We start from the raw sequence: 23,746 nt of genomic DNA, 5'->3' as shown, positions 1-23,746 counted from the left end.
CCCGCGCCCGATGCGCCGCCGCCCGTCGACCGGCCTCCTGCGGACGTGCCGCCCCCGCCCACCGAGGCCGCCCCGCCCCCGCTGGCCGTGCCCCGCATCCCGCCCCCGGTCGGCCACGTAGGATCCGGTCCGCCCACCTATGACGCCGAACCCACCGCCCTCCCGCCGGCCGATCCGGACGACCTCGACGACCTGGTGCCCGACACCGTGCTGGAGGGGGCGCGGTACGGCGCCTGCACGTTGCGGGCGGTCTCCGTGCGCGGGGACTCGGCCCGCTACCGCGGCGAGCCGCGCCGCGACTGCCTGCTCACTGCCCGGTTCGGGACCGGCGACCGGGCGCTCGTGCTCGTCGCCATGGCGACCGGCGCCCGTGGCGCGCCGGGGGCGCACCGGGCCGCCGCCGAGGCGTGCCACTGGATCGGCCGGGCGGTCGGCCGCAGTCATGTGCGCCTGAGCGAGGACATCCGGACCGCCCGGCGCGGCGACCTCAAGTCGGGTCTGCAACGGCTCACCGACCGCAGTCTCGGCAAGCTGCGCGCCGGCGCCGCCGAGCAGGGCCTCGACCCGCAGGAGTACTCCGCTGCCCTGCGCTGTCTGCTGCTGCCCGCCGACCCCGCCTGCCGCACCCGTGTGTTCTTCGGCGTCGGCCCGGGCGGCCTCTTCCGGCTGCGGGACGGCGAGTGGCAGGACATCGAGCCGCGGGTCACCGAGGCGACCGGCGAGGCGGTGGTCGGCTTCGGCTCGCTGCCGGCGGAGACCCCCGAGGGCGACCGGCTCACCATGGACCTGGGGATCGCCACGCCCCCGAGCCCCTACGAACCCGTCCCCGAGCCGTCCCGCGACCCCTTCCGCTTCCGGGCCTCCGTAGCCCGCCCGGGGGACACCCTGCTGCTGTGCACCGGCGGCCTCGCCGACCCGCTGCGCGACGAACCGCGGCTCGCCGGGCATCTGACGGCCCGCTGGTCGACGGGCCGGCCGCCGGGCCTCGCCGCCTTCCTCGCCGACACCCTGGTGCGGGTGAAGGGCTACGCCGACGACCGTACGGCGGCCGCCGTCTGGGAGGCGTGATCGAGGCGCCTGTGGATTGATGGTCTCAGGGTCCTGCCGACGGGCTCCCGCCGGCCGGGCAGGGCGGGCCCCGAGACCGAAGGGTGCATCGATCCATGGCCAAGCAGAAGATCGCCGACCAGTTCGTCGACATCCTCGCCCGCGCTGGAGTCAAACGCCTGTACGGGGTGGTCGGCGACAGCCTCAACCCGATCGTGGACGCCGTCCGCCGCAACGCCGCCATCGACTGGGTCCATGTGCGGCACGAGGAGACCGCGGCCTTCGCGGCGGGCGCCGAGGCGCAGATCACCGGGAAGCTGACCGCGTGCGCCGGCTCCTGCGGCCCCGGCAACCTCCACCTCATCAACGGCCTGTACGACGCCCACCGCTCGATGGCCCCGGTGCTCGCCCTCGCCTCGCACATCCCGTCCGGCGAGATCGGGCTCGGCTACTTCCAGGAGACCCACCCCGAGCGGCTGTTCGGCGAGTGCAGCCACTACTGCGAGCTCATCTCGACCCCGAAGCAGATGCCCCGGCTGCTGCACACGGCGATCCAGCACGCGGTGGGCCGGCGCGGCGTGAGCGTCGTCTCGCTGCCCGGCGACATCGCCGACCAGCCCGCCCCGGACAAGGCCACGGAGATCGCCCTCGTCACCTCCCGGCCCACCGTGCGGCCCGGTGACGCCGAGCTCGACCGGCTGGTGGCGATGATCGACAAGGCGGAGCGGGTCACGCTCTTCTGCGGCAGCGGCACCGCGGGCGCGCACGCCGAGGTCATGGAGTTCGCCGGGCGGATCAAGTCCCCGGTGGGGCACGCCCTGCGCGGCAAGGAGTGGATCCAGTACGACAATCCGTACGACGTGGGTATGAGTGGTCTGCTCGGATACGGCGCCGCCTACGAGGCGACCCATGAGTGCGATCTGCTGATCCTGCTGGGCACCGACTTCCCGTACAACGCCTTCCTGCCGCAGGACGTGACGATCGCCCAGATCGATGTGCGGCCGGAGAACCTTGGACGCCGCTCCAGACTGGACCTGGCGGTGTGGGGCGATGTGAAGGAGACCCTGCGCTGTCTCATCCCGCGCGTGCGGCGCAAGGAGGACCGGCGCTTCCTCGACAAGATGCTGAAGAAGCACACGGGCGCGCTGGAAGGCGTGGTGAAGGCGTACACGCGCAAGGTCGACAAGCACCTCCCCATCCACCCGGAGTTCGTGGCGTCGGTGGTGGACGAACTCGCCGACGAGGAGGCGGTCTTCACGGTCGACACCGGGATGTGCAACGTCTGGGCCGCCCGCTACCTCACCCCCAACGGGCGTCGGCGCATCATCGGTTCGTTCTCCCACGGCTCGATGGCCAACGCCCTGCCGATGGCCATCGGCGCGCAGTTCACCGACCGGGGCCGGCAGGTCGTGGCACTGGCCGGCGACGGCGGGTTCTCCATGCTGATGGGCGACTTCCTGACCCTTGTGGGGGACGACCTGCCGGTGAAGGTGGTGCTGTTCAACAACTCTTCCCTCGGCATGGTGGAGCTGGAGATGATGGTCGCCGGGCTGCCCTCGTACGGCACGGCCACAAAGAACCCGGACTTCGCGGCCGTGGCGCGCGCGTGCGGGGCGTACGGCATCCGGGTCGAGAAGCCGAAGCAGCTCGCCGGCGCCCTCAAGGACGCCTTCCGGCACAAGGGTCCGGCCCTCGTCGACATCGTCACCGATCCCCACGCACTGTCCATCCCGCCGAAGATCAGCGCGGAGATGGTGACGGGCTTCGCGCTCTCGGCCTCGAAGATCGTGCTGGAGGGCGGCGTCGGCCGCATGCTGCAGATGGCCCGCTCGAACCTGCGCAACGTGCCCCGGCCGTAGGAGTGCCGAACGGACGGGCGGCGGCGCGGCGGGACCCGTACAGGGGTTCAGGGGTTCACTTCCGCGCGGCGGTGGCGCGCATCCACCCCGTGCCCCCGGTCGTTGTCGATTCGACATGACTGTCGCCCCGCCCACGGGGCATGGATCCCGTGAGCACGTTCGAGCACGAGGGGACCGACATCACGTGCGGACGGGGGACATGAACGGGCGGGCACGAGGGGGTGGTCCCGTGACCACCGGGGCCTCCTCGCCGAAGAAGACGGAGGAAGCGACCGACGGCACGACGGGCCGGCCAGGGGGTGTGCACCTCAGACGAAGGCTGGGCCGGGCCGACTTACGGGCGGTCCCCGAGGCGCGCAGGGCGCTGCGGGAGCTGCTCACGCACTGGGGAAGGCCGGGACGATCCGAGACAGCCGAGCTGCTCACGAGCGAGCTGGTCACCAACGCGTTGGTCCACACCGACCGCGGAGCGGTCCTGACGGCCACCGTCTCGGCGCGCGGACTCCATGTGGAGGTGAGGGACTTCGTGGGACGCAGGCCGAGGCCGCGGGCGGCGAACGCCGACGACGGCACGCACGGCAGGGGCCTGATGCTGGTGCGGTCCCTCGCGGACGCCTGGGGTGTACGGCCGCACGGCGTGGGGAAAGAGGTGTGGTTCGACCTGGCCGCGGAAGCCGCGTGACGCACCGCAGAAGCGGCGTGCCGCACGGGAAGGGGGCCCGGCCTGCTGCCGCGCCCCCTTCCCGTGACTGCGTCCGGGCTCAGCCGAACTGCTGCTCGAGGTCCTTGAGCTTGCGCTCCAGGGAGTCGAGGCGGGGCAGAGCCATGGTGTCGTCCTCGGCGGTGAGGTCGACGGTGATCGGGTCAGCGGAGGAGCTCCGGACGGGCTGGAGCGAGGGACGGGTGCGCATGGGCAGTTCCGCCGCCGGTAGGGCAGGCTCCGCAGGGGTGGGCGCGGGCGCCCGCTCGACGGTCTGCACCTCGACCTGGCGCCCGCCGTTGCCGCCGGTCAGCGCGCGGTGGCCGCGGCTGAGCGCCTTGAGCTGCGCGCGCTCGACCCGCTGCTGCTCGCGCTGCCGCGCCCTGTTGTGCTCCTTCGCGCGCTGGTCCTCGCGGACCTCCTCGACGGCCTCGTCCAGGCTGCGCACGCCCTCAAGGAGCATCAGCGACCACGCCTTGTACGTCTCACGGGGCGCCCGCAGCCAGCGCACTATGCGGATCTGCGGCAGCGGACGCGGCACCAGGCCCTGCTCGCGCAGCGCGGCACGGCGGGTCTGCTTCAGCGCGCGGTCGAAGAGCACCGCGGCCGACAGCGACATGCCCGCGAAGAACTGCGGGGCGCCCGCGTGGTCGACACCCCTGGGCGCGTGCACCCAGTTGAACCAGGCGGAGGCGGCCGCGAAGGTCCACACCAGGATCCGGGAGCCGAGTGCCGCGTCGCCGTGGCTGGCCTCGCGCACTGCGAGGACGGAGCAGAACATGGCAGCGCCGTCCAGGCCGAACGGGACGAGGTACTCCCAGCCGTCGGTGAGGCCGAGGTTCTGCTGGCCGAAGCCCACGAGGCCGTGGAAGGAGAGCGCCGCGGCGACGGCGGCACAGCAGAAGAGCAGCACATAGGAGGCCGTGGCGTACATGGTCTCCTTGCGCCTGCGGCGCTCCTCACTGCGCTCCCACGAGTCGTCGGCGCTCGTGCTCTCCCCGGACCGCTTGCCACGCGCGAGCACCGCCACCGCCGCCAGCACGCCCAGGAGCAGTACGGCGCCCGGAAGCAGCCAGTTCAGCGATATGTCGGTCAGTCTCATCTGGGGTCCCTTGCATTGGGATAGGGCGTAACGCCCGCCATAGTGGCCCAACCCCGCCAGCCCTCAGGGGGTTTCGGGGCAAGAGGCCGCCAAGGAAGTGCAAGGGAATGCCCAGGGCAGCGTTCTGCTCGAACTGCCGCTTGAGGGGCGGGAGTTGAGTTCGAATAAGACTACCCGTACGGGTGGTTCCACGGAAAGTTCCTGCGACACGTGAGGAAGTTGTGAAACGTCCGTCATCCGTCCGGGGCCTTGTTCGGGGTGGATCTTACGGTACGTGGCGGGCCGCCGTCGCCGGGGTCCGCTGAGACGGTCTCAACTTTCCGTGGGGGGCGGCTGCTTGCCCGGCTGCTCGCCCAGCCGCGTGGCCGACGCCGCAGCCGGCCCGGCTCCTCGCCCGTGCCGCCTCGCGGAGGCGCGTACGGTGCCGCCCGCGCCACTCGGCGCCCACGGTGCCCGCGCGGGCCGGTCCTCGCGGCCTGGGGCCCGTCGTGGCCGCCGGCCCGGCCGGTGCGCGGCGGCGGCGCCGCCGCCTCCTCCTCGCGCGCCACGACCAGGCGGGAATGTGACGTGCGCCACGCGGAAGCGTCCTCCACGAGCGCGGCGGGGGCCGCAAGGGCGTACCGGGGCGACCGTTGCGCGGTCGCTCGCAGGGAAGCCCGGCCCCCCTGCGGTCGACCGGTGTTTGAACCGGCGCGTAAGGCGCCTATGGTGCTTTACGAGCGGTAAACAACCCTCACGCACCACCCGCACGACGCACAGCACCGCCAGCACCGGAGGAGGAGCCCGTGGAGCAGGCCCGTTCCCGCAGCGCGGAGGGCTTCGCCGGGAGGGAGACCCTGGACGCCCCCGCCCGGGCCGTCCGGGTGCCACCGCGGCTCCCGCCCGGACAGGAGGTCCGTGAAAGGGCCCTCGCCCCGGGTGCCGCGCGCGGTGAGCACATCCACAGCGAGCCGCCGGTCCCGCCCCTGGGAGGCGGCCGTCCCGTCGTCCAACGGGCCTCCGTGCGCCGGCAGGTCCTCGACGCCCTGCGGACGGCGCTGGTCGCGGGAGAACTGACGCCCGGCGAGGTCTACTCGGCGCCCGCCCTCGGCGAGCAGCTCGGGGTGTCCGCGACCCCGGTGCGCGAGGCCATGCAGCAGCTCGCGCTGGAGGGAGCCGTCGAGGTCGTGCCCAACCGCGGCTTCCGCGTCGTCGTGCGCGGCGCCCGCGAACTGGCCGAACTCGCAGAGATCCGGGCCCTGATCGAGGTGCCCGTGATGCTGCGGCTCGTCCGTACGGTGCCCACCGAGCGCTGGGTGGAGTTGCGCCCTCTCGCCGAGGCGACCGTCCGTGCCGCGGCCTCCGGGTGCCGCGCGACGTACAACGAGTCCGACCGCGCCTTCCACCGCGCCGTGCTCGGTCTCGCGGGCAACGAGCAACTGGCGCGCATCGCCGAGGACCTGCACCGCCGGACCCAGTGGCCGCTCGTCGGCGTGCCCGGCCCGGCCGGCCGCGCCGATCTGATCGCCGACGCGGCCGAGCACACCGCCCTGCTGGACGCGCTGGCCGCGCAGGAGCTGCCGGTGGCGCAGTCCCTCGTGAGGGAGCACTTCGCGGGCGCGTGCTGACCGCACCCCGGCACGGGACCGGGCTGCCGCGGCCCGTGTCCGCCGGCAGCCCGGTGCGTTCGTGATGCGTCGTCAGTCGTCGTCAGTCGTCGTCGGACGCGCTCGTCGCGGTCTTGGAGTAGCCGTCGTGCCAGGCCGCCTTCGCACCGGAGTCACCGATGCGGTAGACGTCGACCACGGCTCCGGCGGCCACCACGAGGGACAGGACCGCGGCGGCCACCCGCATGGGCGTGCCGGACCAGCGGGAACCGCCGGAGGTGTCGGCGGCCGACTTGCGGGCCGCCCACCAGACCAGTGCCGCCAGCACGAACAGGCCGAGGGCCCAGGGAAGCAGTCCGTCCCCGAGGTCGGCGTGCTTGCGGACCAGCGGGTCGCTGTCGACGTGCCTCTCCAGCCATTCCCCGGCCTCGGTGGTCAGCGGCACGCTGGCGAGCGTGACCAGGGCGAGGATCGGCAGCACGATGCCGAAGCGTCGCGCGGCCACCGGCCATATCGCGCATATCACGATCGCCAGCGCGGTCAGGGGGACGAGTACGACGACGGCGTGCACGAGCAGGACGTGCGCGGGCAAGCCGTTGATCAAGCTCATCAGGAGATCTCCTCAGGGGGGTGGGCATCGGCCGCGTCAGCCTGGCACAGCAAGTTCTCAGGTTCTTCTGAGGTCGCTGTGAAGCCGATTCCCGAAATATCCCCTCATCTCGATCGCCATGGACTCTCTGCCGCTGGACGGCCGGCACGCCGAGAGCACGCACCCAAAGGCCCGGTGCATCACCTGCGGGTCCGTCGTGGCCGGCCGCGCCCGGGCGGCGCAGCCGCATATCGGCACAGCCCCGCGCCCCTTCGGGGCACCGCCGAACCGCACCGGGCTTCGCCGGACCCTCTCAGACCACCGGCGCCAACTGGGCCGCCAGCCAGGTCGGTACGCCGCCCAGCAACCGGAACAGCCGGCCCGCCTCGGCCCGCAGCCGCGACGCCTCCGGCTCGGTCTCCGTGTCCGCGAGCGACGCCAGGGCCGGGGCGGTGCCGACGAGGTACCCCAGCTCCTCGCGGATCCGCAGCGACTCGCTGAAGCCGTGCCGCGCCTCCGCCGTCTCACCGTCGCGCAGCGCGAGTCCGGCCAGATGGCGCCAGGTGAAAGAGAGCAGCAGGGCGTCGCCGTGCGCGGAGGCGCTCGCGTGGGCTCGCCGGTAGGCGGCGCGCGCCGCCTGCGGGGAGCGGGCGAGGTTCTCGGCGAGGAGCCCGCGCCGGAAGTCCAGCAGTGCCCGGCCGGTGGCGCCGGGCGGGATCAGCGCGGCGGCCCGGCCGAGCGCGGCCCGCGCCTCGTCCGCCCGGTCCCGTACGCCGTGCAGCGTCGCCGCGTACGCCAGCTGCCCGCGCTCGCACGCGGCGGCGCCCCGCTCCTCGTCGGTCTGGGCCTGCGCCTCGGCCGTACGCAGCGCGTCCTCGGCCTCCTCCCAGCCCTTCTCCGTGTACAGGCACCGCTCGACCAGCAGTGAGGTGCGCTGCAGCGCGGCCGCGGCCGTTCCGGCCCGGAGAAGTGCGGCCGCGTCGGTCCAGCAGGCACGCGAGCGCAGCCGCCATACCGCGGTCTGGAGGGGATCGTCATCTGAGGTCGTTCCGGAACCAGACATGGCGGGATGCGCCACGTTGCCCTCCCCGAGCACACCATTGAGCTGTTGAGTGGTGGCGGCATTCCAGCACCAATCGAGGTGCCGGGCCAAGAGGCTGGGTGAAGGATTTCACAAAGTCGTGCGTCCGGGAAGGCGCCCGACCGGTGCCACCCGGCACACGGCGCGCTGACCTCAGCTCATGCGCAACGCCAGGAAGAAATCGAGTTTGTCCTCAAGGCGGGAGAGGTCCCGGCTCGTCAACTGCTCGATGCGCCCCACCCGGTATCGCAGCGTATTGACGTGCAGGTGCAGCCGGGTCGCGCACCGCGTCCAGGAGCCGTCGCAGGCGAGGAACGCCTCCAGGGTCGGGATCAGCTCGGCGCGATGCCGGCGGTCGTAGTCACGCAGGGGATCCAGGAGCCTGGCCGTGAAGGCGCGGCGCACGTCGTCGGGGACGAACGGCAGCAGCAGGACGTGCGAGGCGAGTTCCTGGTGGCCGGCCGCGCAGACCCGGCCGGGGCGCGCGGCGGCGACGCGGCGGGCGTGCCGCGCCTCCTCCAGGGCACCGCGCAGACCCTCGGCCGAGTGCACCGCGGCGCTGACACCCAGCGTGAGGCGCCCGTCGCCGCCGAGGCCCGCGGACAAGGGGGCCCGCACCGCCTCCAGCAGGGCGTCGGCGGCGATGCCCGGCCCGGATCCGTCGCGCTCCGAGGAGACCGCGGGAAGGGGGACGAGCGCGATCGCCTCCTCCCCGATGTGGGCCACCGCGACAGGGTCGGAGTGCTCCGGGCCGAGCGACCGGGCGTACCCCCCGCCCGAAGCACCCGGGGGAGAGCCGACTAGGATCTCCTCCAGCAGCGACTGGGCGACCGGGCCCGTTTCGAGTCCTCCCGTCCGCCGTTTGCCGCTCCCCTCGGCCGGGGGCCCCGCGGGCCCGTCCGCCGTGTCGTCCCATTCGACCCGGGCCACCACCACCTGCCAGTGCGGGGCCGTGCCGAGGCCGGGCAGGAGCACGGGCGCGGCGACCCGCAGCCGGGCCGCGATCTCGGCGGGCGCCGCGCCCGCCTGCACCAGCTCCACGACCTCCTGCGCGAGCCGCCGCCGCACCGTGCGCGCCGCCTCCCGCCGGTCCCGCTCGACCGCGATGAGCTGGGTGACGCCGTTCAGCAGGTCGAGCCGCTCCCGGGGCCAGTCCCCGGCGTCCGCCTCGACGGCGAGCAGCCAGTCGGACAGCACCGTCTCGCGCACGTCCCGGGGGACGCCGCCCGCGTGGTCCTCCCCGGCCGCCGGCGGGCCCTCGCCCCAGCCGTGGATCGGGAACAGCGAGTACGCCGTGGTGCCGACCGCTGCCCGGTGGGGTCCGCGGCGGCCTCCGCGCACGGCCGCCAGGTGCTCGGCGGCCAGCTCGGCGCACACGTCCGGGGCGAGGCCCGGCATCCGGCCGGCGATCGGCCGGCCGGTGGGGGAGAGCACCCAGGCGCGCAGATCCAGGTCGGAGCCCAGCAGGTCCAGGACGACGTCCGGGCCGCCGCCGACCGGGCCGGAGGTCATCATCCGCCGGTGCCGGTCCACGACGGCCGCGAGGTCACCGGCCCGCTCGCCGGACACCTGACGCACGATGTGCTCGGTGATGGTCGCGAACGCCACCGACTCATGGACGGCGAACAGCGGCAGCCGGTACCGGGCGCACGCCACGATCAGATCGTCCGGGATGTCGCCCAGCTCCGCCTCGCCCGCGGCGAGCGCCGCGACGCCCGCACCGGCGAGGATGCGGACGAACGGCTCGGAGTCCGCGGCCCCGCGCCGCCACGCGAGGCCCGTGAGGACCAGCTCGCCTCCGGAGAGGTACCGGCTGGGGTCCTTGAGATCCGTGGTCATCACACCGCCCACGGTGCGGTCCAGCTCGTCCTCGCCGCCGAGCAGCCGCAGCCCCAGCGCGTCGGTGTCCAGCAGTGCGCGCAGCCGCATCCCGTCGCCGCCGTCCTTGTCGTGAAGTCCGTCGTGTTTCCAGAGGAAAGCGGAGGGATTACCGATGGCCTCCGTTCATATGAATCTACAAGATGGGTGCCCTGGCCAGCCAACTCCTTCATGTCTTCGGTGACTGACCCCGGCGGAGAACGGAGCGGTGTACTGACGGTCATGGACTTCCTACGCCCCGCAAGCTGGGAGGATGCGCTCGCCGCGAAGGCGGAGCACCCCACCGCCGTACCGGTCGCGGGCGGCACCGACGTGATGGTCGAGATCAACTTCGGCCACCGCCGGCCCGCGTACCTGATGGACCTCGACCGCATCGGTGAACTCCACGAGTGGGAGGTGGGCGAGGACAGCGTGCGGCTCGGGGCCTCGGTCCCGTACACGAAGATCATCGAGGGTCTGCGGACCGAACTGCCGGGGCTGGCCCTCGCCGCCCACACGGTCGCCTCCCCGCAGATCCGCAACCGCGGCGGTGTCGGCGGCAACCTCGGCACCGCCTCCCCGGCGGGTGACGCCCACCCCGCGCTCCTCGCGGCCGGCGCCGAGGTCGAGGCCGCGTCCGTGCGCGGCACCCGCCGCATCCCGATCGACGCCTTCTACACCGGTGTGAAGCGCAACGCCCTCGCCCCCGACGAACTGATCAGGGCCGTCCACATCACGAAGGCCGACGGCCCGCAGCAGTACGCGAAGGTCGGCACCCGCAACGCCATGGTGATCGCGGTGTGCGCCTTCGGTCTCGCCCTGCACCCCCGGAGCCGGACCGTGCGCACCGGCATCGGATCGGCGGCGCCCACCCCCCTCCGGGCCGCGGCCGCCGAGGAGTTCCTGAACGCGGCGCTCGACGAGGGCGGCTTCTGGGAGAGCGGAAGGACCATCACCCCCTCGGTGGCCGAGCGGTTCGCCGACCTGTGCTCCGCCGCCTGCAACCCGATCGACGACGTCCGGGGCACCGCGGGCTACCGCCGCCACGCCGTCGGCGTCCTGGCCCGCCGCACGCTGACCTGGACCTGGGAGTCGTACCGCGGCGCCCGCACCGCGAGGGGAGCCGCGTGATGCGCGTTCGCTTCACCGTCAACGGACGGCCGCAGGAGGCCGATGACGTGTGGGAGGGCGAGAGCCTGCTGTACGTCCTGCGCGAGCGACTGGGCCTGCCGGGTTCGAAGAACGCCTGCGAACAGGGCGAGTGCGGTTCCTGCACGGTCCGCCTGGACGGCGTGCCGGTGTGCTCGTGCCTGGTCGCCGCCGGTCAGGCGGAAGGCCGGGAGGTCGTCACCGTCGAGGGACTGGCGGACCACGCCAGGCAGCGCTCCGGGACCGGGAAGGGATCCGAACTCGCCCCGATCCAGCAGGCGTTCCTCGACGCCGGCGCCGTACAGTGCGGCTTCTGCACGCCGGGTCTGCTGGTGGCCGCCGACGAGATGCTGGAACGCCGTCCGAACCCGACCGACGCGGACATCCGCGAGGCGCTCTCCGGCAACCTGTGCCGCTGCACCGGCTACGAGAAGATCATGGACGCGGTCCGCCTGGCGGCCGCCCGGCAGTCCGAGGGGGCCTGACATGGCGGCGAACGGCGCTCCCGGCGCGATCACCCAGGGCTCCCCGACCCAGGGGGGCGTCGGCGAGTCCACGCTCCGCCCGGACGGCGCCCTCAAGGTCACCGGCGAGTTCGCGTACTCCTCCGACATGTGGCACGAGAACATGCTCTGGGGGCAGATCCTGCGCTCCCCGGTCGCGCACGCCGAGATCGTCTCGATCGACACCGGCGAGGCCCTCGCGACACCGGGTGTGTACGCCGTCATGACGTACGACGACCTGCCGGCCGAGGTGACGCACTACGGCCTGGAGATCCAGGACACCCCGGTCCTCGCGCACGGCAAGGTCCGCCATCACGGCGAGCCGGTCGCGATAGTGGCGGCCGACCACCCCGAGACCGCGCGCCGCGCCGCGGCGAAGATCAGGGTGGAGTACCGGGACCTGCCGGTGATCACGGACGAGGCGTCCGCGACCGCCCCGGACGCGGTCCTGGTGCACGACGGCCGCACCGACGGCCACGCCCGCCACGTCCCGCACCCGAACATCGTCCACCGCCAGCCGATCATTCGCGGCGACGTGGCCGCGGCCCGCCGCCGGGCCGATGTGATCGTCACGGGCGAGTACCACTTCGGCATGCAGGACCAGGCGTTCCTCGGCCCCGAGTCCGGTCTCGCAGTCCCGGCGCAGGACGGCGGCGTCGACCTCTACGTCGCCACCCAGTGGCTCCACTCCGACCTCAGCCAGATCGCACCGGTCCTGGGACTGCCGCCGGAGAAGGTACGGATGACGCTGGCGGGCGTCGGGGGCGCGTTCGGCGGCCGCGAGGACCTGTCGATGCAGATCCACGCCTGCCTGCTGGCACTGCGCACCGGAAAGCCGGTCAAGATCGTCTACAACCGCTTCGAGTCCTTCTTCGGGCACGTCCACCGCCACCCGGCCAAGCTGTCCTACGAACACGGCGCCACGAAGGACGGCAGGCTCACCCATGTCATGTGCCGCATCGTCCTGGACGGCGGCGCGTACGCCTCCAGCTCTCCCGCGGTCGTCGGCAACGCCGCCTCCCTCGGTATCGGCCCCTACGCCGTGGACGACGTCGACATCGAGGCCCTCGCCCTCTACACGAACAACCCGCCCTGCGGCGCCATGCGCGGCTTCGGCGCGGTCCAGGCGTGCTTCGCCTACGAGGCGCAGATGGACAAGCTGGCCACGAGGCTCGGCATGGACCCGGTGGAGCTGCGGCAGCGCAACGCCATGGACCAGGGCACGGTCATGCCGACCGGCCAGGTAGTCGACTCCCCGGCCCCGGTCGCCGAACTCCTGCGCCGCGTCAAGGCGATGCCCCTGCCGCCGGAGCGCCAGTGGGAGACCACGGAAGGCGCCGACGTACGGCAGCTGCCCGGCGGCCTGTCCAACACCACGCACGGCGAGGGCGTCGTACGGGGGGTGGGCTACGCGGTCGGCATCAAGAACGTCGGCTTCTCCGAGGGCTTCGACGACTACTCCACCGCCAGGGTCCGCCTGGAGGCCGTCGCTGGCGAGCCCGTCGCCACCGTGCACACCGCCATGGCGGAGGTCGGCCAGGGCGGTGTCACCGTCCATGCGCAGATCGCCCGCACCGAACTGGGTGTCGCCCGGGTGACGATCCACCCGGCGGACACCCGGGTGGGCAGCGCCGGTTCGACCTCGGCCTCCCGCCAGACCTACGTCACCGGGGGCGCTGTGAAGAACGCCTGCGAGCTGGTGCGCGAGAAGGTCCTGGAGACCGGGCGCCGCAGGTTCGGCCCGTACCACCCCGCCTGGGCCACGGCCGAGCTGCGCCTGGAGGGCGGCAAGGTCGTCACCGCCGGCGGCGAGGTCCTCGCCGACCTGGTGGACGTCCTCGGTGACGAGGCCGTCGAGGCGGAGGAGGAGTGGCGGCACCGGCCGACCGAGCCTTTCGACCCGCGCACCGGCCAGGGCAACGGTCACGTCCAGTACTCCTTCGCCGCGCACCGCGCCGTGGTCGAGGTCGACACCGAGCTGGGCCTGGTCAAGGTCGTGGAGCTGGCCTGCGCCCAGGACGTCGGCAAGGCGCTCAACCCGCTGTCGGTCGTCGGCCAGATCCAGGGCGGCACCACCCAGGGCCTGGGCATGGCGGTGATGGAGGAGATCCTCGTCGACCCGACGACGGGGAGGGTGCGCAACCCCTCCTTCACGGACTACCTCATCCCCACCATCCTCGACACCCCGGCCATCCCGGTCGACGTGCTCGAACTCGCCGACCGGCACGCCCCCTACGGGCTGCGCGGCGTCGGCGAGGCCCCCACCCTCTCGTCGACTCCCGCGGTCCTCGCGGCGATCCGCGACGCGACGGGCCTGGAGCTGAACAGGGCGCCGGTGCGCCCGGAACACCTCACCGGCATGTGAGAGGTTTCCGGGCGAGGAGGTACCCCTGTGGGGTCTTCTCCGGTTCCTCGGCCGCCCGCACGAGGCGGGCGACCTCGTCGAATCCGGCCCGGCCCAGCAGCTCGGACACCCGCTCCGGAGGGAAGCGGTAGACGTCGAGGGACACGTCGTGGCCGTACGCGTGCTCCAGGCGCACCCGTTCGTCGCCGGCCTTGAAGGCCAGCAGCAGATGGCCGCCCGGAGCCAGCACGCGGTGGAACTCGGCGAACAGCACCGGCAGTTCGTGCGGAGGGGTGTGCACCGTGGAGTACCAGGCGAGGGCTCCGGCGAGCGAGCCGTCCGCGAGGTCGAGGCCGGTCATGGACCCCACCTCGAACCGCAGCCCGGGGTAGGCCCGCCGGGCCACGGCCACCATCCGCGGCGACAGGTCGATTCCGAAGGCGTCCAGCCCGAGCCTGTCGAGATACGTGGTCACCCGACCCGGCCCGCATCCGAGGTCCCCGACCGGCCCGCCCCCGCCGGCCAGCACCCGCTCGGCGAACACCCCCAGCATCGCCCGGTCGAAGGGCTTGCCGTCCAGCACGTTCCTGAGCAGCCGGTCGTAGTCCTCGGCCACGGTGTCGTACGACGCCTTGGTGAGCTGCAGATGTGAGGTCTCGGTCATGGGCCAGGACTGTAGAGGCCGCCACCGACATCGATGTCGCCGGGCAGGTTCGGACCTACCGGTGTTGCGCATCGGGGCCGGATCGCAGCAGTCCGTCCACCGCGCGCCCGAACATCCGCCGGGCCACCCACCCGAGCGGCCGGTCGAAGAGCCCCGGCAGCAGGCTCACGGACAGCTCCTCCCGCCACACCACATGAGAGCGTTCCGCGCCGTGCGGATGCACCTCGATCTCCGCCCAGCCGGTGACGACACGGCCCCGCTTGGCCAGCCGGCACAGGGTCGGCGGCCGCCAGGCGACCACCTCCATCGTGTCGTCGAAGGCGAGCGGACCCACACCGGAGCGGGCCACGAACACGGTGCCCACGGCCGTCGGCGGCGGGGTGAGCACCGTGACCCGGGTCAGCGGGACCACGTCCGCGTGGCGCGACCAGTCCGTCAGCCGCAGCCATGCCTGCTCGGCGGGGAGCGGCGCGACGCGTTCGAGGCGGAGGAGGACCACCGGGGGATCGTACGCCGTGGGTCCCGCGTTCCCCGGTCCCGACCCACCCGGGTGATCCAGGGGGCACGGTGACGTGGATCAGGAGGCCGCCCGGGTGAGGAGGCTCTTGGCACGGGCGAGGTGCTCCGCAGGCAGCGGGCACGAACGCCGCGTCCTGGTGTCGAGATGCACTCCGGTCAGGACGGTGACGGCCGCCACCTCGCCGGTCGCCGCGTTCTCCATCTGGTGGCGGAAGCGCATGACCTTGTCACGCACTTCCAGGATCGCCGAGCGGACCAGCACGACGTCTCCGGCGACCAGTTCCCTGCGGTAGGAGATCTGCTGATCGACCGCGACCATGCCGCGGTGGTCCGATCTCAGATACGCGGGCGTGATGCCGATGTGCGACATGAGGTTCCATGTCGCCTCGTCGAACTTCCCGACATACCACATGACGTTCATGTGCCCCATGTGATCGCAGTGCCAGGGGTAGACCGTTCCCCGGTAGGTCACGTCCAGGCCGTCCACCAGCACCTCCCGAGTCGGCGGCTCGTCAAGGCCCACATGGTCACACGGCATGTGAGTTAACGTTAACTCACATGCCGTGTGACGTGCGTCTCAGGGCCGGTGCATGGTGCCCGGCTCGGCCTTTTCCGGGGCCGGCAGCTGGGGCACCGTGACGAACGCGTATCCCCGCTCCTTGAGTGCGTCGACGATGCCGGGCGCCGCGGGCACGGTGTCCGGGCAGATGTCGTGCAGCAGGATGATCCCGTCCCTGGACGCCTGTTCCAGCACGCGCTTGTGGATGGGCGCGGTGGTGTGGAGCGTGGTGCATCGACTGTACGTGCCGAGTATACATACTGTGTATAGTCGGGGTGCGGCGGCCCGGCCCCGCCCCGGGGCCGCGGGCTCAGCGGTGGTAGAGGCCCATCAGCGTGCCGTCGGCGATCTCTCGCCTCCCGACGGCCTCGTGCACCTGGTCGGCGCTGGGGGCGTCCGGCAGAGCGCACGGCTCCGAGAGGGCGTAGAGGTGGAAGACGTAGCGGTGCGCCTCGTCCCCGGGCGGTGGATGGGGGCCGCCCCAGCCCTGCCGGTGGAAGCCGTTGACGAGTTCGGTGCCGCCAGGTGGGCACTGCCCCGCCGCCACGCCGTCGCTGTGCGGATCGACACCGACCACGATCCAGTGCACGAAGGTGCCCGACGGGGCGTCGGGATCCTCGCACAGCAGGACCAGTTCGGCCGCGTCCTGAGGCACGCCCGACCAGGTGAGGGGAGGTGAGAGGTTCTCGCCCTCCAGCGCGTACAGGCGCGGCAGGAAGGCGTGGTCGCTGAAAGCACTGCTCATGAGCTCGATGCCGGCCATGCGCCCCGGGTACCCCGGGGCGAGGGGCCCATCGCACCGCGGCCGGTGCCGTTCGCACGCCGCCCGGCAGGGGAGGCGGAAGGCGGCGGGAACGGTACCGGCCGCCGGGGCTCAGCGGGGCCGCCGGGAGCCCGCGCGGACTCCCACCATCCGCCAGATCCTCACCTCGCGGACCAGCCCGGGGAACTCCCTGGCCAGCAGGGTCAGGGCGATGCCGCCCACGACCACCGCCTGCGCGATCAGCACGCGTCGTGCCATGTCCCGTACTCCTTCGGTCGTCGTGTCGCTGCCGCGCCCGCTCGGGGCGCCCGTCCTGATCGCCGCGTCATCCCGGGGGAAGGCTCGGCATGATCTTCATGAGCGCGTTGTGCTTCCTCCAGTGGATCCCGGTCGAGCGGCGGGCGTCGGCCGTTCCGTCCTTGTGATGGCCGGGCTGCCGGTGGTAGGGGCCCTTGTTGCCCTGGTGCAGCCCGGTGACGGAGGCGGGCGTGTCGGGTTTCACCTGTCGTCTGCCGACTCGGATGCTGCCCATGTCTGCTCCTCGTGGTCCGTTACGGTCGTTCGGTCAGCTCCGCGAAGAACCGCTCGATCTCGGGCCACACCCGGCCCCCGCCGGACAGGCCCCGCCACTCCCGCCGTACGACGGCGACCAGCCGGAAGCAGTCGTCGACCGGGACGATCCAGTGGTGCTTCGCGGCGCGGGCGGTGTTGACCAGCAGCGCCTCCACATCGGGTTCGAGGCCGGCGAGCGGCGGGCAGTGCGCGACCGCGTCACGCCACGCCTGCGGCTCGGCCTCCCAGCGGGTGGCCCCCGCCGGGCTCGGGTAGTGCGCCGTCACGGTGCCGTCGCCGCGCGGCACGAAGTAGGCCAGCCCGACGGGGACGCCCAGCGCCCGCGTCCCGACCGGAGGCAGCCGCACCCGCCGCCGCGGCACCAGCCGGTAACGGCCCTGCGCCGCTTCCCTGCCGGCGAAGAGGAGGGAGCACGGCCGGCAGGCGCACAGCAGCCCCTCGCGGTCGGTGTCCAGCAGGTGGCGGTGCCCGGGCGGCACGTCCGCGCCGCACAGGTCGCACCGCTCCGCGTCAGGGCGGCGGCCGGCGGCGGAGCGGATGACGCGGGCCAGCGCACCGGAGGTCATGACCGCTTTCCCGCGGGAGCGGCCCGCAGGGTGACCGCGTCGACGGGCACGAAGGCGGCCTGCCGCCCGCCGCCCGAGGGTGCCCGCTCGACGCCGGACAGTTCGGGGGCCAGGGCGAGCACGGCCTCGCGGACCGCGTCCTCGAACCCGGCCGAGGAGGACCCGCAGCCCTTGGCGGACAGCCGCACACGGGCCACGCCCTCCTCCACAGCCGTGAGTTCGACGTCCCCGCCGCGCTCGCGCACCGCCGGCCGGAGGCGGTCGACGGCACGGGCGGCCCGCCGCTCCGGCGGCTCCGGGTGGATGCGGTGCAGCACCAGGAGATGGCCGACGAGGTCGTCGCCGGCCATACGGTCGGTCAGCCGGGCGTCGGCGTGGTCCAGTACCCGGGCCAGCGCCTCGCCGTAGAGCTCGGTCAGGGCCTGCACCGCCTCGATCGCCGCGCCGGTCATCGCGCCGGGAGCGCCCTCGATCTGTTCCAGCAGCCGGTCGAGGCGGGACAGCCGCTCCGCGACCGCCGCCTCGTCCAGGCGCCCGGTGTCAGCCATGGACTGCTCCGAAGGTGGGCGAGTGCGTCGTGGTCAGCGTCCTGCCCTTGCCGACGTACATGTGCACACCGCAGGGCAGACAGGGGTCGAAGCTGCGGACGGTGCGCATGATGTCGACGCCCTTGAAGTCGTCGGGGCCGTTCTCCTCGAAGATCGGCTGCCCCTGGACGGCGTCCTCGTACGGACCGGGCGTGCCGTGAACGTCCCGGGGGCTGGCGTTCCACGGGGTCGGCGGGTACGGGTGGTAGTTCGCGATCTTCTTGTCCTTGATGACCAGGTGGTGCGAGAGGACACCGCGGACCGCCTCGTGGAAGCCGCAGCCGATCGCCTCGTCCGGCACCTCGTAGTTCTCGAAGATCTTGGTGTCGCCCGAGCGGACGTGCTCCATCGCCCGCTCCAGGAAGAAGAAGGCCATGGCGGCGGAGTACGCCACGAAGTACGGCCTGGCCCGGTCGCGCTCGATGGTGTTGCTCCACTGGGGGATCTTCCACTCCAGCGTCATCTCGGGCAGTTGCTCGCTCTTGGGCAGCGAGATCCGCACGCTGTGCCCGGTGGCCTTCACATAGGGCGTGTCGACCAGTCCGTTGAGCGCCGTCGACCACAGGCGGGCCAGGGCACCGCCACCGGTGTCGAGTGCGAGGTGCTGGTCGCTGGTCCTGTCGTACCAGCGGGGGCTCATCACCCAGCTGTACTTGTCGTCGAAGTTGCGCTTCTGGGGCACCGGGACCGTGGTCTGGTTCCAGGGGTGGCGCATGTCGACCGGGTTGCCGAGCGGGTCGTGGGTGACGAACGGCTCCTCGGCGGCCCAGTCGTCGTAGTAGGAGCTGCCCAGCAGGATCCTCATGCCCAGGTTGATGTCGACGAGGTCGTTGGTGAGGAGCTTGCCGTCCACGATGATGCCCGGGGTGACGTACATGGCGCGGCCCCAGTCGCCCATCGTCTCGTAGCGGTAGTCGCACACGTCCGGGTTCTGCCAGGCGCCCCAGCAGCCGAGCAGGGTCCGCCGGCGCCCCACCTCCTCGTAGCCGGGCAGCGCCTCGTAGAAGAAGTCGAAGACGTCGTCGTTCATGGCGACGGCCCGCTTCACGAAGTCGATGACCCGCAGCAGCCGTGAGAGGTAGTCGGTGAAGGTGGTCGGCTCGGGCATGGTGCCGACCCCGCCGGGGTACAGCGTGGACGGATGGACGTGGCGCCCCTCCATCAGGCAGAACATCTCCCGGGTGACCCGGCTGATCCTGAGGGACTCCTTGTACACCTCGCCCTCGAAGGGGTTGTAGGCGCGCATGATGTCGGCGACGGTCCGGTAGCCGTGGATGCGGCCGCCTCGCGCCTCGGTGCGCTCGGCCCGGGCCAGTACGCCGGGGTTGGTGGCCTTGACCATGGCCTCGCAGAAGTCGACGAACACCATGTTGTCCTGAAAGATGGTGTGGTCGAACATGTATTCGGCCGCTTCGCCCAGGTTGGTGATGGTCTCGGCGAGTCTCGGCGGTTTGACGCCGTAGGCCATCTGCTGGGCGTAGTTGGAGCACGTGGTGTGGTTGTCCCCGCAGATGCCGCAGATGCGGGAGGTGATGAAGCCCGCGTCGCGCGGGTCCTTCCCCTTCATGAACACGGAGTAGCCCCGGAAGAGCGACGAGGTGCTGTGGCACTCCACCACCTCGCGGTTCGCGAAGTCGATCTTCGTATAGATGCCGAGATTGCCGATGATCCGGGTGATCGGATCCCAGGACATGTCCACGAGTTGCGCCGGTTTGCGCTCCGTGGGCCGCGCCGCGGTTGCCGTCATGGTCGTTCCTGCCTCGCTCTCTGTGCATGGGCGTGCTGCGGGGGCACCGGTACGTGGTGCAGGGCGCCGTTGCGGGCTTCAGGGGCGCCAGTACGGGTCGTAGCCGCTGGTCACCCTGTCCCGGTTGTGGCGCCACTTGGGCTCCCGGTTCACGGCGATGTTGGTGATGCCGCGCAGACGGCGGATGACGGCGCCGTAGGGCCTGATGATCGCGGAGGACAGGGTGCCGCCGGTGGGCTCGTCCATGAACGGCATGAAGGCGTCGGGGAAGCCGGGCATCGTGCAGCCGATGCAGACACCGCCGACGTTGGGGCAGCCGCCCACGCCCGACATCCAGCCGCGCTTGGGCACGTTGCAGTTCACCACCGGGCCCCAGCAGCCCACCTTCACCTGGCACTTGGGCGAGTTGTAGTCCTTGGCGAAGTCGCCCTGCTCGTAGTAGGCGGCCCGGTCGCAGCCCTCGTGGACCGTCTTCCCGAACAGCCACTGCGGACGCAGCATGTGGTCGAGCGGGGGCGGCGGCGCGGACCCGGCCGCATGGTGGAGCAGCCAGGTCAGCGTCTCCATGAAGTTCTCCGGCTGGATCGGGCAGCCGGGCACATTGACGACCGGCAGCGCGCCCTGCGACTTGAAGTCCCAGCCCAGATAGTCGGACAGGCCCATGGAGCCGGTGGGATTGCCCGCCATCGCGTGGATCCCGCCGTAGGCGGCGCACGTGCCGACGGCGACGACCGCCCAGGCCTTGGGGGCGAGGTGGTCCAGCCACCAGTTGAGGGTGAGCGGCTCCCCGGTGTCCGGGTCGTTGCCGAACGACGTCCAGAAGCCGTCGCCCTCGATGATGTTCTGGTTGGGGACGGACCCCTCGATGACGAGGATGAACGGTGCCAGTTCGCCGCGGGCCGCGGCGCGGAAGGGCGTGAGGAAGTCCTCGCCGCCCTCGCTGGGCGAGAGCACCTTGTTGTACAGGTGGACCTTCGGCAGGCCCGGCACGAGGCCGAGGACGATGTCCTCGATCGCCGGCTGGCCGGACGCCGTCATCGACACCGTGTCGCCGTCGCAGCTCATGCCCTCCGAGATCCACAGGATATGGATCTCGTCGAAACCACCCCTGTCCGAAGCCCCTGCGGGCTGTCGGCTGACTTCCGTGGTACCGCTTTCAACGGTCATGTCCTCGGCCTCCCTTGCAGTCGGTCCCGGAGCCGGTCGTATGCCGCGGCCACCGGGCCGACGAGCGTCAGCGCCGGAGGCTGGTCCGGCGCGTTGGGGTGCGGGCGGGTGGGTGCGGCCTGCTTGGCCCGTGCGAGGAGCTGCCCCAGCTCGTCCAGTTCCTTCTGGTCGACCGCCTCGCACACTCTCGGCAGCAGCTCGTCCTCCTCCTCGCGCACGTGCTCGCCGATCTGCCGGCGCAGGCGCTCCATGAGCTCGTCCGTGCGCTCGTCGTCGGCGGACAGCTTGTCCAGGGCCAGGAGGGTCCCCTTGACCGCCTGGTGCTGGGCCAGGTGCTCCTGGATCTCTCCTTCGCCGTCCGGGAGAACCCTCCTGGCCAGCGGATAGACCATCAGCTCCTCCAGTGCCGCGTGCTTGGACAGCTCGCGGACCAGCGTCTCGACCACGGCCCGGCGCTGGGCGCCGGAGGCCGCGGCCCCGTAGTCGCGGAACAACTGTTCGATCATCCGGTGGTCATGCTTCAGCAACTCGATGGCGTCCATCGCACCCTTCCTCGTCTGGGACGCGGGCCGGCCGCTCGTTCGGCTCCACGGCCGACGGCCGCACCTCGTCCGGGCGGAAGTAGAGATAGCGGCCGTACCAGCTGTGGAGTTCGGCCGCGGGATCGTCCTCGAGCGTCACGGCGAGGTGCACGCTCCCGTCGACGTCGTGGTGGACGGCCGCCACCCGGGCGGAGCGGCCGGCCAGGAACATGTCCTGTGCGTCGGCTCCCCGGCCGCGCGGACACAGCAGCACCCGGCTGCCGCCCGCCAGCGCGACCCCGTCGACCAGGACGCTGTCCGTGGCCGGTGACAGGCCCTCGTCGCCGCCGCCCTCCTGCCACCATGCGACCGACGCGCGCCGGGGGACGGCCTCCTCGTGCGCCGTCCCGTCCCCGGGCTGCGGTCCGTCCGGGACCGGGCCGGGCGCGGACACGGGGGCGCCGGCCGGGGCCCCGGCGGGAGCGAGGGAACGGATCGCTCCGTGCAGCCGGGCGAACACCTCGGGCGGCATGGTCTCGACCCGGTCCAGGATGTGCGCGGCCCGCGGATCGGTGGCCCGCGCCTCCCGCTTCTCGTCGTCCGTCAGCAAAAGGGTGCGCAGGGTCAGGATCTCGTCGATCTCCGCGGCGTCGTGCAGGTCGCCGGGGCTCTCCGGCGCCACCTGCGGATGGTCGGGGAGGATGATCGGCGCCGACAGCGCGAGGCCGTCGGACCCCTCCGCGCCGGCGAGCACCGGGAAGGTGTGCAGATTGACGCTGTCCCGCACATGGGCGGCCACCTCGTCGGGCGGGTCGATCGCGGAGAAGAACCGCACACCGTCGCCGCCGAGGAAGGTGTGCGCCGCGACGAGCGCATGGCGCAGGGCCTCGTCGCGGCCGGCTCCGGGCGCCGTGGACCGCCCGGTGTTCTCGGTGCGCACCCGCAGCCGGTACAGGGAGCCGGAGTCGTCGATCCGCTGGGCGTGCAGCGTCGTCCGCGCCTCGACCGGGTGGCACCGGCGCACCAGACGTCCCACCCCGCCCGGGAGATCATCGGTCACCAGGCCGCCGGGGGCGCCGACCGGGAACTCCCGCTCCCCCGACACGAGCCCGGCCAGCGGGACGACGAGGTCGTGCTCGCGGGGGACCGCCTCGTCGAAGGCCAGATGCACCTCCCCGCCGGCCGAGAGGGACTCCACCGGCTCGTACCGGCCCTCGCCGGTTTGGCGCTCCACGCCGCGGTGCCGCACCTGCAGATAGCGCACACGCACACGCACCACGGCACCGGGCTCCGCCCGCAGCACGCACTCGGTCTGCTGCTGCCACGTCTCGACGGAACCCGAGACGCCCGGGGCCACCGGGCCGCGCGCCTCCGCCCAGGCGCGCGGGGCGAGGATGCCGAACTGCCATCGCACCCGGTTCTTGGGCGACGACCTCCGGTACGGGTACAGCAGGTAGCCCTCGTAGAGGACGGCGTCCGCCACCGCGCATGCCTGGTCGAACGCGGAACGTGCGTGGGGCGCCCTACCGGGCGTGGGGGCGGGGTGGCTCACGCTCGCTCCTCGCTCCATCGGCTGGCTCACTGTCACTGTCTTCTCAGTATTCACATCATTTACACGCATAAGCGACTATTCGCTGCATATGAGTGACAGTGCCCCGATCACCCCTGGGGCCGCCTCGGACCCGCGGACATCCGCATCCGGCCCTCCCCGGATACCCCTACCGGTACCGGAACGGGGACCACCGGACCCTGACGCCTCATCACCGTCCCGACGACAGTGGAGGCATGGGCAAACACATAGTGGTTCTCGGAGGCGGTACCGCCGGCACGCTCACGGCCAACCGGCTGCGGCGGATGTACGACGAACGCGACTGCGGTATCACGGTCGTCGACCAGGACGACGACCACATCTACCAGCCTGGCCTGTTGTTCGTGCCCTTCGGGCTCGCCCAGCCGCGGCACCTGGTCCGCTCCCGGCCGCAGCAACTGCACACCGGCATCGACTACCGGCGGGCGGGGATCGACCGGGTGGACCTGGACGCGCGGACGGTGTACTTCGCGGCGGGCGGCTGGGTCCGCTACGACGTGCTGGTGGTGGCGACCGGGGCCAGGCTGCTGCCGGAGGAGACGGAGGGGCTGACCGGGCCCGGCTGGGGGGAGAACGTCTTCACCTTCTACGACCTGCCCGGCGCCATCGGTCTGCACCACGCGCTGGAGCGCTTCGACGGCGGCCGGATCGTGGTCGACGTGGCCGACCTGCCCA

At 72.3% G+C, this 23,746-nt stretch carries 24 protein-coding genes and 1 pseudogene; 8 read left to right on the top strand and 17 right to left on the bottom strand.

The window, feature by feature from the left end:
• The first annotated feature begins 45 nt into the window (after window positions 1-45).
• The 3 genes from ACFSL4_RS06225 to ACFSL4_RS06215 all read left to right on the top strand — a co-directional run bounded on the left by ACFSL4_RS06225 (window position 46) and on the right by ACFSL4_RS06215 (window position 3,588).
• Window positions 46-1,068, top strand: coding sequence for a PP2C family serine/threonine-protein phosphatase (locus tag ACFSL4_RS06225; protein WP_381079375.1), 1,023 nt, complete (start codon window positions 46-48; stop codon window positions 1,066-1,068).
• A gap of 95 nt (window positions 1,069-1,163) precedes the next feature.
• Window positions 1,164-2,906 carry a pyruvate dehydrogenase gene (locus ACFSL4_RS06220; RefSeq protein WP_381079371.1) on the top strand — a complete coding sequence of 581 codons (1,743 nt, stop codon included), beginning with the start codon at window positions 1,164-1,166 and terminating at the stop codon, window positions 2,904-2,906.
• Window positions 2,907-3,135: 229 nt separating this feature from the next.
• Window positions 3,136-3,588 carry an ATP-binding protein gene (locus ACFSL4_RS06215; RefSeq protein WP_381079369.1) on the top strand — a complete coding sequence of 151 codons (453 nt, stop codon included), beginning with the start codon at window positions 3,136-3,138 and terminating at the stop codon, window positions 3,586-3,588.
• 79 nt (window positions 3,589-3,667) lie between these two features.
• On the opposite strand, the gene ACFSL4_RS06210 is transcribed toward ACFSL4_RS06215, so the two are convergent.
• Window positions 3,668-4,708 (bottom strand): DUF2637 domain-containing protein, encoded by a 1,041-nt coding sequence (locus tag ACFSL4_RS06210; protein WP_381079367.1) that lies wholly within the window; start codon window positions 4,706-4,708, stop codon window positions 3,668-3,670.
• Window positions 4,709-5,493: 785 nt separating this feature from the next.
• Between ACFSL4_RS06210 and ACFSL4_RS06205 the strand changes: the two genes are divergently transcribed.
• Window positions 5,494-6,315 carry a GntR family transcriptional regulator gene (locus ACFSL4_RS06205; RefSeq protein WP_381079365.1) on the top strand — a complete coding sequence of 274 codons (822 nt, stop codon included), beginning with the start codon at window positions 5,494-5,496 and terminating at the stop codon, window positions 6,313-6,315.
• 82 nt (window positions 6,316-6,397) lie between these two features.
• Here ACFSL4_RS06205 and ACFSL4_RS06200 read toward each other — a convergent pair whose 3' ends face one another.
• The 3 genes from ACFSL4_RS06200 to ACFSL4_RS06190 form a co-directional block, all read right to left on the bottom strand.
• The gene (locus ACFSL4_RS06200; RefSeq protein WP_381079363.1) at window positions 6,398-6,904 is read right to left on the bottom strand and encodes a DUF2231 domain-containing protein; all 507 of its coding nucleotides are present in this window, start codon (window positions 6,902-6,904) and stop codon (window positions 6,398-6,400) included.
• A 292-nt stretch (window positions 6,905-7,196) separates the two neighbouring features.
• Entirely contained in the window at window positions 7,197-7,946 is a 750-nt protein-coding gene (locus ACFSL4_RS06195; protein ID WP_381079361.1) for a hypothetical protein, read from the bottom strand.
• Window positions 7,947-8,117: 171 nt separating this feature from the next.
• On the bottom strand, window positions 8,118-9,893 hold the full coding sequence (locus ACFSL4_RS06190; protein ID WP_381079359.1) for a PucR family transcriptional regulator: 1,776 nt from the start codon (window positions 9,891-9,893) through the stop codon (window positions 8,118-8,120).
• A 171-nt stretch (window positions 9,894-10,064) separates the two neighbouring features.
• Between ACFSL4_RS06190 and ACFSL4_RS06185 the strand changes: the two genes are divergently transcribed.
• Genes ACFSL4_RS06185 through ACFSL4_RS06175 form a run of 3 tightly spaced genes read left to right on the top strand, consistent with a single transcriptional unit; the run spans window position 10,065 to window position 13,838 of the window.
• Window positions 10,065-10,952, top strand: a complete 888-nt coding sequence (locus ACFSL4_RS06185; RefSeq protein ID WP_381079357.1) for an FAD binding domain-containing protein — start codon at window positions 10,065-10,067, stop codon at window positions 10,950-10,952.
• On the top strand, window positions 10,952-11,455 hold the full coding sequence (locus ACFSL4_RS06180; RefSeq protein WP_381079355.1) for a (2Fe-2S)-binding protein: 504 nt from the start codon (window positions 10,952-10,954) through the stop codon (window positions 11,453-11,455). Before ACFSL4_RS06185 ends, ACFSL4_RS06180 begins: the two co-directional genes overlap by 1 nt.
• Window position 11,456: 1 nt before the next feature.
• Complete coding sequence (locus ACFSL4_RS06175) at window positions 11,457-13,838, top strand: xanthine dehydrogenase family protein molybdopterin-binding subunit (protein WP_381079353.1); 2,382 nt, start codon at window positions 11,457-11,459, stop codon at window positions 13,836-13,838.
• Here the strand turns inward: ACFSL4_RS06175 and ACFSL4_RS06170 are convergent.
• From ACFSL4_RS06170 to ACFSL4_RS06110, 13 genes and pseudogenes are all read right to left on the bottom strand, one after another.
• Entirely contained in the window at window positions 13,825-14,481 is a 657-nt protein-coding gene (locus ACFSL4_RS06170) for a class I SAM-dependent methyltransferase (protein WP_381079351.1), read from the bottom strand. The two genes, ACFSL4_RS06175 and ACFSL4_RS06170, sit on opposite strands and share 14 nt — an antisense overlap.
• 55 nt (window positions 14,482-14,536) lie before the next feature.
• Window positions 14,537-14,980, bottom strand: coding sequence for an SRPBCC family protein (locus ACFSL4_RS06165; RefSeq protein ID WP_381079349.1), 444 nt, complete (start codon window positions 14,978-14,980; stop codon window positions 14,537-14,539).
• Between the two features lie 78 nt (window positions 14,981-15,058).
• On the bottom strand, window positions 15,059-15,538 hold the full coding sequence (locus ACFSL4_RS06160; protein WP_381079347.1) for an acyl-CoA thioesterase: 480 nt from the start codon (window positions 15,536-15,538) through the stop codon (window positions 15,059-15,061).
• 39 nt (window positions 15,539-15,577) lie between these two features.
• Window positions 15,578-15,772, bottom strand: a pseudogene (locus ACFSL4_RS06155) (polysaccharide deacetylase family protein); the annotation flags it as partial.
• 97 nt (window positions 15,773-15,869) lie between these two features.
• On the bottom strand, window positions 15,870-16,322 hold the full coding sequence (locus tag ACFSL4_RS06150) for a YbhB/YbcL family Raf kinase inhibitor-like protein (protein WP_381079345.1): 453 nt from the start codon (window positions 16,320-16,322) through the stop codon (window positions 15,870-15,872).
• Between the two features lie 111 nt (window positions 16,323-16,433).
• The gene (locus ACFSL4_RS06145) at window positions 16,434-16,580 is read right to left on the bottom strand and encodes a hypothetical protein (RefSeq protein ID WP_381079343.1); all 147 of its coding nucleotides are present in this window, start codon (window positions 16,578-16,580) and stop codon (window positions 16,434-16,436) included.
• A 67-nt stretch (window positions 16,581-16,647) separates the two neighbouring features.
• Window positions 16,648-16,854 carry a hypothetical protein gene (locus ACFSL4_RS06140; RefSeq protein ID WP_381079341.1) on the bottom strand — a complete coding sequence of 69 codons (207 nt, stop codon included), beginning with the start codon at window positions 16,852-16,854 and terminating at the stop codon, window positions 16,648-16,650.
• 19 nt (window positions 16,855-16,873) lie between these two features.
• Window positions 16,874-17,461: a DUF5947 family protein gene (locus ACFSL4_RS06135; protein WP_381079339.1), complete on the bottom strand. Its 588-nt coding sequence runs from the start codon at window positions 17,459-17,461 to the stop codon at window positions 16,874-16,876.
• The gene (locus ACFSL4_RS06130; RefSeq protein ID WP_381079337.1) at window positions 17,458-18,009 is read right to left on the bottom strand and encodes a NifU family protein; all 552 of its coding nucleotides are present in this window, start codon (window positions 18,007-18,009) and stop codon (window positions 17,458-17,460) included. Before ACFSL4_RS06130 ends, ACFSL4_RS06135 begins: the two co-directional genes overlap by 4 nt.
• Entirely contained in the window at window positions 18,002-19,795 is a 1,794-nt protein-coding gene (locus ACFSL4_RS06125) for a nickel-dependent hydrogenase large subunit (RefSeq protein WP_381079335.1), read from the bottom strand. Before ACFSL4_RS06125 ends, ACFSL4_RS06130 begins: the two co-directional genes overlap by 8 nt.
• Window positions 19,796-19,873: 78 nt before the next feature.
• The gene (locus ACFSL4_RS06120) at window positions 19,874-20,962 is read right to left on the bottom strand and encodes an NADH-quinone oxidoreductase subunit B family protein (protein WP_381079333.1); all 1,089 of its coding nucleotides are present in this window, start codon (window positions 20,960-20,962) and stop codon (window positions 19,874-19,876) included.
• Window positions 20,959-21,504 carry a hemerythrin domain-containing protein gene (locus ACFSL4_RS06115; RefSeq protein WP_381079331.1) on the bottom strand — a complete coding sequence of 182 codons (546 nt, stop codon included), beginning with the start codon at window positions 21,502-21,504 and terminating at the stop codon, window positions 20,959-20,961. Before ACFSL4_RS06115 ends, ACFSL4_RS06120 begins: the two co-directional genes overlap by 4 nt.
• Entirely contained in the window at window positions 21,476-23,053 is a 1,578-nt protein-coding gene (locus ACFSL4_RS06110) for a hypothetical protein (RefSeq protein ID WP_381079373.1), read from the bottom strand. The genes ACFSL4_RS06115 and ACFSL4_RS06110 overlap by 29 nt, the downstream gene beginning before the upstream one ends.
• Window positions 23,054-23,268: 215 nt before the next feature.
• On the opposite strand from ACFSL4_RS06110, the gene ACFSL4_RS06105 reads away from it, so the two are divergent.
• Window positions 23,269-23,746 (top strand): FAD-dependent oxidoreductase (locus ACFSL4_RS06105; protein WP_381079329.1); only part of this gene is annotated, 478 nt, incomplete at its 3' end.

The organism is Streptomyces caeni, from assembly GCF_042678285.1.
Taxonomy (GTDB): domain Bacteria; phylum Actinomycetota; class Actinomycetes; order Streptomycetales; family Streptomycetaceae; genus Streptomyces; species Streptomyces caeni.
Note: the sequence above shows the minus strand (reverse complement) of the source record. Positions and strands in the feature narration are given on the sequence as shown.

Coding starts and splice junctions, on each gene's coding strand:
- ACFSL4_RS06140 (WP_381079341.1), bottom strand. CDS start 16,854: ATGGGCAGCATCCGAGTCGGCAGACGACAGGTGAAACCCGACACGCCC.
- ACFSL4_RS06125 (WP_381079335.1), bottom strand. CDS start 19,795: ATGACGGCAACCGCGGCGCGGCCCACGGAGCGCAAACCGGCGCAACTC.
- ACFSL4_RS06185 (WP_381079357.1), top strand. CDS start 10,065: ATGGACTTCCTACGCCCCGCAAGCTGGGAGGATGCGCTCGCCGCGAAG.
- ACFSL4_RS06200 (WP_381079363.1), bottom strand. CDS start 6,904: ATGAGCTTGATCAACGGCTTGCCCGCGCACGTCCTGCTCGTGCACGCC.
- ACFSL4_RS06115 (WP_381079331.1), bottom strand. CDS start 21,504: ATGGACGCCATCGAGTTGCTGAAGCATGACCACCGGATGATCGAACAG.
- ACFSL4_RS06150 (WP_381079345.1), bottom strand. CDS start 16,322: ATGGCCGGCATCGAGCTCATGAGCAGTGCTTTCAGCGACCACGCCTTC.
- ACFSL4_RS06210 (WP_381079367.1), bottom strand. CDS start 4,708: ATGAGACTGACCGACATATCGCTGAACTGGCTGCTTCCGGGCGCCGTA.
- ACFSL4_RS06170 (WP_381079351.1), bottom strand. CDS start 14,481: ATGACCGAGACCTCACATCTGCAGCTCACCAAGGCGTCGTACGACACC.
- ACFSL4_RS06190 (WP_381079359.1), bottom strand. CDS start 9,893: ATGCGGCTGCGCGCACTGCTGGACACCGACGCGCTGGGGCTGCGGCTG.
- ACFSL4_RS06110 (WP_381079373.1), bottom strand. CDS start 23,053: ATGGAGCGAGGAGCGAGCGTGAGCCACCCCGCCCCCACGCCCGGTAGG.
- ACFSL4_RS06135 (WP_381079339.1), bottom strand. CDS start 17,461: ATGACCTCCGGTGCGCTGGCCCGCGTCATCCGCTCCGCCGCCGGCCGC.
- ACFSL4_RS06195 (WP_381079361.1), bottom strand. CDS start 7,946: ATGTCTGGTTCCGGAACGACCTCAGATGACGATCCCCTCCAGACCGCG.
- ACFSL4_RS06130 (WP_381079337.1), bottom strand. CDS start 18,009: ATGGCTGACACCGGGCGCCTGGACGAGGCGGCGGTCGCGGAGCGGCTG.
- ACFSL4_RS06175 (WP_381079353.1), top strand. CDS start 11,457: ATGGCGGCGAACGGCGCTCCCGGCGCGATCACCCAGGGCTCCCCGACC.
- ACFSL4_RS06120 (WP_381079333.1), bottom strand. CDS start 20,962: ATGACCGTTGAAAGCGGTACCACGGAAGTCAGCCGACAGCCCGCAGGG.
- ACFSL4_RS06160 (WP_381079347.1), bottom strand. CDS start 15,538: ATGCCGTGTGACCATGTGGGCCTTGACGAGCCGCCGACTCGGGAGGTG.
- ACFSL4_RS06180 (WP_381079355.1), top strand. CDS start 10,952: ATGCGCGTTCGCTTCACCGTCAACGGACGGCCGCAGGAGGCCGATGAC.
- ACFSL4_RS06220 (WP_381079371.1), top strand. CDS start 1,164: ATGGCCAAGCAGAAGATCGCCGACCAGTTCGTCGACATCCTCGCCCGC.
- ACFSL4_RS06145 (WP_381079343.1), bottom strand. CDS start 16,580: ATGGCACGACGCGTGCTGATCGCGCAGGCGGTGGTCGTGGGCGGCATC.